Consider the following 10,455-nt stretch of genomic DNA (forward strand, 5'->3'; position numbering starts at 1 on the left):
TCACTCCCATAACAGAATTTGCAGGTTCGACTTGACCGGAACGGTCAGGCCGTTGGCGCCGCTCACCGGGGTTTGTGTGCCGCGCAGCGGGTCGTACAGGGTGGCGCTGGCCAAGCCCGGCAAGTGCGCGTTGCCGCCCTGGGCCGACCAGAAGAACCACAGCTTGCGCCCGTCGGAACGGGTCCAGCCGATGCTGAACAGGCCGTCGGGCAACGCGTCGGCAGCCGGTGGATCGCCCGGCGTGAGCTTCGGCCCGCTGACATCGAGGAAGTTCTTCAGCGCGGTGTAGACCGGCTTGGGGTTGGTGTCGATGTCCAGCAAGCCGTACGAACGGTCACGCACGCTGGCGCGCTGGTCGAGGTCGCTCAAGGTGAACAGGAAAATCTTGTCGTAATCCATCGCGCTCATCAGCGCCAGGCGGCGCACCACGTAGTCGGCCTGTGCTTGTGGCGTGATGATGTCCTGGGCGTCTTTGGGCCCCTTGTAGGTCGACCAGCCCCACTCGGTGCTCCACAAGGTTTGCACGCCGCCGTTGCGCAGGGCCTGGTTGAGCTGGGTGGTCTTGGCGATGAAATCCAGGTTGGCCGGGTCGTTGCCTTCGGGCAATTGGGTGTAGGGGTGGTAGGAGATGATCGTGTTCAGACTGACCACGCCCAGCGCGCCCAAGGCGTCGAACATGGTCTGGCCGTTGGGCATTTCACTGAAGAACGCCATGCCGGCGGCGACCACTGGTTTGTTCGGGTTCACGGCACGCAAGGCGTTGGTGGTGACGGTCAACAGGTTCGCGTAGCCGGCAGGGTCCGCTACCGGGCGCCAGAAGCCGATCAGGTTCGGTTCGTTCCAGACTTGCCAGGCCTCGACGCTGGGGTAGCGCTGGGAGAGCAGCGCCATGCGGTTGGCGAACACATTGGGATCTTTTGGCGGGTACTGGTCCGGGTACAGCGACAGCGGTGGCGCGCTGGTGATAAAGCGTGCCGACCCCACCAGGTAAAACACTGACTTGATCTGGTTCTGTTGCAGCTTGCCCACCAGTTCATCGAGGGTGGCGAGCTTGTATTGGTTCTGCGCGGTTTCCAGTTGATCCCAGTGCAAATCCAGGCGCACCCACTCCAGGCCCAGCGCCTTGAGGCGGTCGATCTGCTTCTGGTAACGCTCGGGGCTGAACCACAGGAACTGCGCATTCACCCCCAGGAAATCCTTCCACACCACCTCCTTGCTGCCCTTGAGCACATGGCTTTCGGCGTCCGCTTGGCGTCCCCACAAGAATGCGGTCAAGCCCAGTGCGGCCACCAATGCAAAGGTGGCGAGGTAGGTGCGTTTACGCGCCATAAGGGCCTCCGCTGATGGCCTGCTCGAAGAGCTGTTTGAATTTCTGCGCGGTCAACGGCCATAGGCGTTCGCGACCGATTTCCCCGGCGCGCTCAGCCCAATCCCGCGCCAGCAGTGGCGTGCGCGCCAGGCGCAGCAGTTGTTCGCCCAACGCGGCCACGTCGCCTTCGGGATAGATCGCGCCGTTGCCGCTGGCGACTTCCTCGGCGAACGCGCGCGCATCGGAAGTGATCGCGCCGCGCCCACAGGCGGTGGCCCAGGACAACGCACCACTGGTGCCGCGCTGGCGCCCCAGCAAGCCGAGTTTTTTCGATTCGCGGTAGGGCAGCACCATCACATGGTGGGCCTGGATGGTCTGGGCGATCTCATCGGCCGGCAGGTTCAGGCGCCAGTCGATGGCGTCGGTCAGGCCCAATGCCGCGATCTGCGCGTTCAGCTGTTCCAGGTAGTTGCCGCCCGCGCCAAACGCCATTTCGGCGGCCGTGCCGCCGGCCAGGGTCAAGCGCACGCGGTCGCGCAATTCGGGGGCTTGCTTGAAGACATCCGCCAAGGCTTGCACCAGGTCCTCGATGCCTTTGCCACGGTAGATAAAGCCGAAATACAGCAGCCGCAGGGTGTCCAGCGACGGGAGAGGCGCCGGTGCAATCGCCAGGTTGGCGTGGTTGATCACCGCGACTTTGCCCGCCGGCAGTTGCATGCGCTCGGTCAAGCAGTCGGCGCCCAGGCGGGTGAGGGTCACCAGCCGGGTCAGCCCTTTGGCGACCTGGCGTTCTTCGCGCAGGGTCAGCGGGTCGGCCAGCACCACCGCCGCCTGGGGCAACGGGCTGGGTAGGCGCTCCAACAGGTTCAAGGGAAAGGGCAGGTGTTCACGCCGCCACACGATGCGCTCCGGGTCATGCACGGTCGCCGTCAGCGGCAACTGCGGGTAAGCCTTGCGCAGTTCACGCAAGGCCAGGAATTCCCCCAGCCGCCCGCCGCCCAACTCGGCGTGCACCAAGTCGACGGACTGCCAGTCGAACGCCGCGATGGCCTGCTGGATCGCCTCGGAATTGCCCGCCACCCCGGCCAACGGTGTCAGCACCGTCACGCCGAGTTTTTCCAGTGCCGTGCGGAAATGGTTCGCATAGTCGGCGATCCCGTTCTTTTCCGGTGGCAAGGGCGCGAGCAGGGCGATACGCATCAGAACGCTCCCCGGTACTTGCCGATGGTGTGCAGCACTTTGCCCGGCACTTCGAACTTGCGACGGTTGATGATGATGCCGTCCACCTTGCCAAACGCGGTGTTGAGGATCGACAGCGCATGTTCCACCACCGGCACGGTACTTTTGCGCGCTTCCACCACCAGGCCGATCAGGTCGGCGCGGCGCAGGTTGATGAACGCCTCGCGGTTGTCCAGCAGGGCCGAGGCGTCGAGCAGCACCACTTCACCCGGTGCGACGGCTTCCAGCCCACCGACCCGCACATTGATGCCGTTCTCATGCAGCAATTGGCGCAGTTGCTCCACCACGAAGGTCACTCCTTCGCCATGGCGCGCCGAAGTCAGGCCCAGGGTCAGGCCTTGCTCGGCAATGCGGTCGGGCTGCAGCAGGCTGTACAAGCGGTAGATGCTCGCATTGAACGCGTTGGTACTTTGCGCGGTGGAGGTGTCCAGCTCCGGCAGGGTGGTCCACAGGGGCAGGCCGAACTTGCGTTCCACCAGGCCGCCGTCGTGAATGCGCTGATCGAGCAGGTAGCACAGGTAGATCACCAGCAGGCCGACCACGATGGCAAACGGGATCGCCAACACCAGCATCACCAGGGTTTTCGGGAAGATGCGGCCCGGGTTCAGGGTGGCTTCTTCGATCACGGCGATGTTGCTGATCTGGCTGTTATCCAGCTCACGGTCGATGCGCGATTTTTCCAGGTTATCCACGTACAGCGCGTAGTTGCGCTCGGTGGTGTTCAGCTCGCGGGAGAGGCGGGCCAGCTCCGGTTCAATCTCCAGGGCCTCCTTGCGTTGGGCTTCCAGGTTCACCAGTTGTTTTTGCTGTTGAACCAGTTGGGTGCGCAGCGCCAGGTTGTTGCTGGTTTCATCCAGCAACACGCGCTGCAAGTGGATTTCCAGGGTGTTTGGCGCACGGTTTTCCGAGGCTTGCACCGTGTTGCTCTCGCTGTTGACCTGTACCTGCATGGCCCGAATCGATGCGTCCAGGGCTTTGACCGGCGGCGCATTGTCGGTGTAGGTACGCATCATGTCGGCCTTCTCCAGCAGCTTCTGGTTGAGCAGGCGACGCAAATCCTGCTGCTGCGGGTTCAGTGCGATCTGGCGCACCGTGGTGACTTCCTTGGGCTGGCCCTTGAGCTGTGTGCGCGTGCTCGCAATGGCACTGTCGGAGGACGCGATCAGCCGCGTAGTATTGAAGGTCTCGCCACGCAGTACGTTGATGCGTTCGGACAAGTCTTCCAGGCGGTCGGTGATGCTCGCCGCGCCGATCTGGTTCAAGTGGGTGAGTATCTGCTCCTTATAGCTCTTGATCTCGGTCGCGCTGTTGGCCACCTGGCCTTCATAGAAGGCATACAGGCTCTTGCGGCCCAGGGCCTCGGTGCGCTCGTTGATGTAGGTTTCGACCCAATCCTTGACCACCGCCTGGGCGATTTCCGGGTCGCTCCACTTGAACGTGATGTCCATCACCGTGGAACCAGCGGCGTGGCTCACCTCGAAGTTCTTCTCCAGTCCGGCGGCCAGGCGTTCGACCGCCGTGGTTTTTTCGACGATGCCGACGGTTTCCATGACCACGCGCACGCCGTCGAACACCGCCCCCACGCCGCTCTTGACGTAGTACTTGGTGCGCTTCCAGAAGCCCTCCGGCGGCGGCGCGTTTTCGATCACTTCCAGGTAATGCTCGGCCACCGCACGCACGATGGGCCGGCCGGTGAGCAGGCGCTCCTCGTCGACAATCGGATCACGCTGGGTGCTGGGCATCACCAGCGCCTGGCGGTTGCTGATCTCGATGGGCAAGGTCGAATCACGCCCTGGTTTCACCAACAGTCGCGCGGTGGATTCGTACTTGGCCGGCAGCAGGAACGCCCCCAGCAGGATGATCACCAGCGCGGCAATCGCCGCCAGTTTGAACTCGTGCCGGAAGATGAAGAACAAGCGCAGAAGATCACGAAAAGAACGGATCTCGATCATGGGATGTCGCTCCTTTAGTTATTGCCGCCGCTGGTTCGGGTGTAGTTGTAGCCCACCCCAATGGACTTGGTGAACGGGATCAGTTGGTTCATGTAGGTATCCACCCCTTGGATGCGCTCGCCCACGTTGGATTTGGGCACGAACACCACATCGCCGCGTTGCAGATGCACGGGTTTGCGGCCGTTGGGGCCGGTCTTGAGTAACTGGCTGAAGTCCAGGAAGTACGCCCGATACGCGCCCTGGGCGTCTTCGCGCAGCAGGGCGACCATGCTTGCATTACCCGCCGGGCTGACGCCGCCGGCACCGATGATGGCTTGTTCCAGGGTGTTGGCCGTGCCGAGCTGCACCGCCGTCGGGTTGTTCACCGCGCCGCCGACGATGATCGAACTGCCCGGCGCCTGGTTGATGTTCACCGTCACGCGCGGTTCGCGGTAGATGGGCGCGAGCTTGCTGGTCAACTCCTTGGCCAGCTCCGAAGGTGGGCGACCCGCGACCTGCACCGGCCCCAGGAACGGGTAGTTGATCTTGCCGTCGGTCTGCACCGTGTACAGCGTCAGTTCATAAATGGTGCTGACGTTGAACGCCGACAGTGTTGGCATCTCGCCGGCATCGCGCACGATGCGCAGTTGGTCGCCGATGCGGATGCGCTCCACCGCCGGTGGCAGTTGGGCCAACTGGTCGAGAGCGCGTTTGCCTTCCTCGACGGTCTTGCCGTCGGGTGGGACGATGCGTGCCGGCGTGTTGCAGGCGGCCAGGGCCATCATGGCCACGACGAGCAGGGTTCGTTTCATCAAGGGGGATTTCCTGTGGGTCATGATGCTCACCTCCAATAACCGGGAAACATGCTGATGCGCCGCTTGAGGGCGAGGGGGAGGCGACGCTCCAGATGGCCCAGCCGGTAGCCGAGCAGTTTGAACGCACTGCGCACCAGCACTTCGGGGGCGCGGTGCAAGGCCCCGGCTTTGCGCAAGGCCGCGAGTTCGGCCAGCACATAGCGCTTGCCTTCGCCACCCGCATCGCCAAAGGCCTGTTTGATCCAGGGCTCGCGACCGTAAAACACGCCGATATCGAAGTAGCGGTGAAACTCATCCATGAGTTTGTAATCGTGGGAGTGATGCACCAGCGCCGTGGCGGCGTAGCGCACCTTGTAGCCTTCGAGCAGCATGCGCGCCGCCACATAGGCGTCTTCGCTGCCGATCACATCCTCTGGAAAACCGCCCACCGCTTGCAACACGCTGCGTCGGTAAACGGAAAACGAGTCGGAACTGAAGCAGGTCTTGATGCCCAGCTCCGGCGCATCGGCCAGGCTCTTGCTACGGCTCTGCTCGGGGTAGTTGAAGTGCCGCGATTGCGCACCCAGCACACCCGCATCCGGATGCGGCAACTGGCGGCCGTAAGCCACGCCGTTGAGCGGGTCCTGCTGCAATTCGGCGAGCAGGTTGGCGAAGGTTTCGGGAGTGGCGGGGATCGCATCCTGGGTCATCACGATCAGCGCATCGCCGGCCACTTGTTCGCTGGCCCAGCGCCGCGTGCCGCCGTGGTTGAAGTCGCGCGCGTCGATCACCTCGACCCGTGCGCCGAATTCGCGAAAGCGCGCCACGGTGTCATCACTGGAGGCGCTGTCCACCACCAGCATCTCGTCAGGTTGCAGAGTCTGCATCTTCAGTGCCGGCAACAGGCGCGCCAGGTAGCTGGAAGCGTTACGGGTCGGGATGATCAGTGACGTGCGCATACTATTTTTTCACTTCTGCCGGGGCGCGCCCGTAGATGTCGTCGAAGCGCACGATGTCGTCCTCGCCCAGGTACTCGCCGCTCTGCACCTCGATCATCACTAGGTCGATGATGCCGGGGTTGGTCAGACGGTGTTTGTGCCCGGCAGGAATGTAGGTGGACTCGTTGGCGTTGATCAGGAATTCACGCTCGCCGTTGGTGATTTGCGCGGCGCCGCTGACCACCACCCAGTGCTCGCTACGGTGGTGGTGCATCTGCAACGACAGCGACGCCTGGGGCTTGACCACGATGCGCTTGATCTTGAAGCGGCTGCTTTCTTCCAGCACGGTGTAGGTACCCCACGGCCGCGTGACGGTGCGGTGCAGGCTGTACGCCGGATGGTTCTGGCGCTTGAGCTCGGCGACGATGTAGCGCACATCCTGGCTGCGGTGGGCGTCGGCGATCAGCAGGGCGTCCGGGGTGTCGACGATGATCAGGTCGCGCACGCCCACGGCACCGAGGACGCGCTTGGGCGAGTCGATGTAGCAGTTGTGCACGTCATGCAGAATCGCTTCGCCATTGACTTGGTTGCCATGGGCGTCGCTCGGGGTGAGCTGGCGCAGGGCTTCCCAGGAACCAATGTCGCTCCAGCCGATGTCGCAGGGCACCACGGCGACTTGCTTGGACTTCTCCATCAGCGCCACGTCGATGGAAACATCCGGCGCACGGCCGAAGGCGTCCGAGTCCAGTTCGCGCTGGCGCGAGGTCTTGTTTTGCAGGCTCTGGCTGTGGTCGAGGGCGGCGCGCGCACCTTCCAGAACGTCAGGCGCGTGGGTGGCGAGTTCGTCCACCAGGGTGCTGGCCTTGAAGCAGAACATGCCGCCGTTCCACAGGTGTTTGCCGCCGTCGAGGTAGGCTTGGGCGGTGGCCAGGTCGGGTTTTTCGACGAAGCGTTTGACCCGATGGCCTGTGCTTAATGGCTCGCCTTGTTCGATGTAGCCGAAGCCGGTTTCCGGGTGATCCGGCTGGATGCCGAAGGTCACCAGGTAGCCGGCTTCGGCCAGGTCGCGGGCCCGGGTCACGGCTTCGGCGAACGCCACTTCATCGAGGATCAAATGGTCGGCGGGCATCACCAGCAACTGCGCATCACCGCCGAAGTGTTCCTGCACGTGCAACGCTGCCACGGCGATCGCCGCTGCCGTGTTGCGGCCGAACGGCTCCAGCAGCAGGTCCAGGGGCAGGTGGGCCTTGTTGACCAGGCGATAGTCATCCAGGGTGCGGAACAGCAGGTCGCGGTTGGTCACCGTCAACACGCTTTCCACGCCGGGCAATTTGGCGGCGCGCTGGAAGGTTTTCTGCAGCAGGCTCTGGCCGTCGCGCATGCGCATGAACGGCTTGGGCATGTTCTGCCGAGACACCGGCCACAGCCGCGTGCCCGAACCACCGGAAATGATGCAGGGAATTAATCCGTTGAGTGTGTTCATCAATAGACTTCCTTGGTGGAAAGGACGGCCGGGACCGTCATGAAGACGATGTACAAGTCAAACCACACCGACCACTTGGAGATGTACTCCAGGTCGTACTCGACCCGTTTCTGGATCTTGAACAGGGTGTCGGTCTCGCCCCGGTAACCGTTGATCTGCGCCCAGCCGGTGATGCCCGGCTTCACGCGGTGCCGTGAGCTGTATTCGCTCACCGCCACTTCGAAGGGAACGCCCGCCGCTTTGGTTGCCGTGGCATGCGGGCGCGGGCCGACCATGGACATGTTGCCCAGCAGCACGTTGAACAGTTGCGGCAGCTCGTCGATGCTGGTCTTGCGGATGATGCGGCCCACGCGGGTGATGCGCGGGTCTTCGCGGGTGGTTTGGCGTTCGGCGGTGAAGTCGCTCTGATCGGTGAACATCGAACGGAACTTGAACACGCGGATTTCATTGTCGTTGTAGCCGTAGCGGTTCTGGCGAAACAGCACCGGGCCTTTGGAGTCGAGCTTGATCGCAATCGCCGTTGCCAGCATCACTGGCGACAGGCAGACCAGCGCGAGGCTGGCCAGCAGCAAATCCTCACAGCGCTTGATCACCGGCGACCAGCCGCGCAACGGCAATTGCGAGGTGTTGAACATCAGGATGCCGCCCACATCGGTGATCTTGCTGTGGCCGTAGCGCAGGGCGGCCATGTCCGGCACCAGCATCACGTTCACCGACAACTGCCGCAGGCGGTTGACCAAACCGTGGATGCGTTGTTCGGCGGCCCAGGGCAGGCAGATCATCACTTGGTTGACCTGCTCGGCGCGGATCAGCTTTTCCAGGTCGCGGGTATTACCCAGCAGGGGCAGGTTGCTCAGCTCCTTGGGAATGCGCTCGGTGCGGTCGTCGATGAAACCGATCAGCCCCGAACGGATATCCCCGTTGCGCTGCAGGTGATCGGCGACGTGCACGGCGGTGTCGGTAAAACCCAGGATCACCGTGCGTTGCAGGTATTTGCCCGCGCGCATCAGTCGGCGATACAGACGCAGCATGACCAGGCGCTCAAGGCAAAACAGCCCCAGGCTGACGATGTACCACGTCACCAGATTGCGCGGGGTCAATTGCGGGAAGAACTGCAGGATCTGGTACATGAACAGCAGGAAGCAAAAAGCCGCCGTCCAGGCCTTGATCTTGGTTCTCAGGCGCAGCCGGTTGCTGAACAATTCTTCGGAATAGATACCCAGCGCCTGGAACAGAATGATGGTCAGGACCGCGAAAAAAACCAGCAGGCCCAGGAAGTGGGCGCGCAGCTCAGGGTTCATCGGGTCCAGGAAGAGTACCAGGACCAGTGGGGGCAAAATGGCCGTGAGGCCATGGATCAACTTGACGAAAACTACAAAGAACTCAACAAAACCGGCGCGCGTTAAAAACAAACTGTCGACGGACGACTTCTCTCGCATAAAAACATCCCTCATTGCACTCCAGGCTTCGCTGTTTGATTGTTCGCTCAATAAAGCAGCAGGTTGCTTTAGAGCGCAGGTCAAACGGGCTACTCTGGGTAATACGCAACTTTCCAATCCAAATGCAGCTATCCATTTGAAGGGATTTTGCGGGGGTAGTGACTAAAGGAGTGTTCCCTTACTGTACTTAGTCAATGATTTGACGATGGTGCGGAGGCTGCATGCTAGACCGGTTAATGAGTCTTTTTTTTGGCATTTTCTTGACGTTCCTTGTCTGAACACTCGGTTATCAGGTGTGTTTTTGAGTGTAGGAACAAATGTGAGATTTTTCCTGCTTAAAGGAAAAACCTTTTTCGAGACGAGGTGGGAAAGGGGGACAGACAGGGGTTGGCAGGGCGCACTCAGTGCCCTGCCTGCGGGGCTTTCGCCTGAAGGGAAGTTGTCTGGAACAGTAACTATGAAATGATGCGATTTACCGTAGAAGTTGCCTCGCGCGGCAGTGCCGACAGTGTTGTAGTCGCCTGGCCATTCGCAGTTACCGCAGAACATTGTATCCAGCACAATTTTTTGTCCGCTCCAAGGACACCGACTAATCTGCAGGCTTTTTCCGGTGGATGGCTTTGAGCATGATCGACCTTGCGACCCTGGCGGTATTTTCCGGTGCGGTGCTGTTGTTGCTGTTATCACCGGGGCCGAACATGGCCTTTGTGATCAGTCATGGCGTGACCCACGGCTGGCGCGGTGGAATGGCGTCGGCTCTGGGCATTGGTGTGGCGGATCTGTTGCTGACCGCCTTGACCGCCACCGGGGTGACGGCGTTGGTTGCCAGTTGGCCGCCATCCTTTGACCTGATCCGGTATGCCGGGGTGGTTTACCTGTTGTGGTTGGTGTTCAAGACGTTGCAGAAAAATGCTGGAGGCGACGCGGTGCATGTCAGTCGCGTGCCCTTGGGGCGGGTGTTTCTGCAAGCGATGCTCAACAGTTTGCTTAATCCCAAGGCGTTGTTGTTTTTTCTGGTGTTCTTGCCGCAGTTTGTGCGACCAGAAGTAGGGTCTATTGCGGTGCAGTTGATGGTGCTGGGGGGCGTGCTGACTTTGATTGCAGCGGTGTTTCATGTGCTGCTGGGGGTGTTTGGTGGAGTGCTCAGTCGGTTTTTTGCCAGGCGCTCGAAAGGTGCCTGGCTGCAGAAGTGGGGGTTGGCGACGGTGCTGACGGTGCTGGCGGTGCGTTTGGCGGTGATGTCTCGGCCATCCTGAGTACATATCCGTTATTTGGGTAACGGCTGCTTAGGGTTCCGCCCTTACGGCGGGTCACTTTTGAAA

At 61.7% G+C, this 10,455-nt stretch carries 8 protein-coding genes; 1 reads left to right on the forward strand and 7 read right to left on the reverse strand.

The window, feature by feature from the left end; genetic code table 11:
• Genes CI807_RS16880 through CI807_RS16910 form a run of 7 tightly spaced genes read right to left on the reverse strand, consistent with a single transcriptional unit; the run spans position 1 to position 9,133 of the window.
• Positions 1-1,329 (reverse strand): cellulase family glycosylhydrolase, encoded by a 1,329-nt coding sequence (locus tag CI807_RS16880; protein WP_095015415.1) that lies wholly within the window; start codon positions 1,327-1,329, stop codon positions 1-3.
• Complete coding sequence (locus CI807_RS16885; protein WP_095015416.1) at positions 1,319-2,509, reverse strand: glycosyltransferase; 1,191 nt, start codon at positions 2,507-2,509, stop codon at positions 1,319-1,321. Before CI807_RS16885 ends, CI807_RS16880 begins: the two co-directional genes overlap by 11 nt.
• A complete protein-coding gene (locus CI807_RS16890) occupies positions 2,509-4,500 on the reverse strand; it encodes an exopolysaccharide transport family protein (RefSeq protein ID WP_095015417.1) in 1,992 nt (663 codons plus the stop codon). Before CI807_RS16890 ends, CI807_RS16885 begins: the two co-directional genes overlap by 1 nt.
• Positions 4,501-4,514: 14 nt before the next feature.
• Positions 4,515-5,291: a polysaccharide biosynthesis/export family protein gene (locus CI807_RS16895; RefSeq protein WP_095015418.1), complete on the reverse strand. Its 777-nt coding sequence runs from the start codon at positions 5,289-5,291 to the stop codon at positions 4,515-4,517.
• Positions 5,292-5,320: 29 nt separating this feature from the next.
• On the reverse strand, positions 5,321-6,232 hold the full coding sequence (locus CI807_RS16900) for a glycosyltransferase family 2 protein (RefSeq protein WP_095015419.1): 912 nt from the start codon (positions 6,230-6,232) through the stop codon (positions 5,321-5,323).
• Between the two features lies 1 nt (position 6,233).
• Positions 6,234-7,694, reverse strand: coding sequence for a mannose-1-phosphate guanylyltransferase/mannose-6-phosphate isomerase (locus CI807_RS16905; protein WP_095015420.1), 1,461 nt, complete (start codon positions 7,692-7,694; stop codon positions 6,234-6,236).
• Positions 7,694-9,133 (reverse strand): undecaprenyl-phosphate glucose phosphotransferase, encoded by a 1,440-nt coding sequence (locus CI807_RS16910; protein WP_095015421.1) that lies wholly within the window; start codon positions 9,131-9,133, stop codon positions 7,694-7,696. Before CI807_RS16910 ends, CI807_RS16905 begins: the two co-directional genes overlap by 1 nt.
• Positions 9,134-9,759: 626 nt before the next feature.
• Between CI807_RS16910 and CI807_RS16915 the strand changes: the two genes are divergently transcribed.
• On the forward strand, positions 9,760-10,389 hold the full coding sequence (locus CI807_RS16915; RefSeq protein WP_095017568.1) for a LysE family translocator: 630 nt from the start codon (positions 9,760-9,762) through the stop codon (positions 10,387-10,389).
• Positions 10,390-10,455 lie beyond the last annotated feature (66 nt).

Source organism: Pseudomonas sp. NS1(2017), assembly GCF_002269425.1.
Taxonomy (GTDB): Bacteria; Pseudomonadota; Gammaproteobacteria; order Pseudomonadales; family Pseudomonadaceae; genus Aquipseudomonas; species Aquipseudomonas reactans.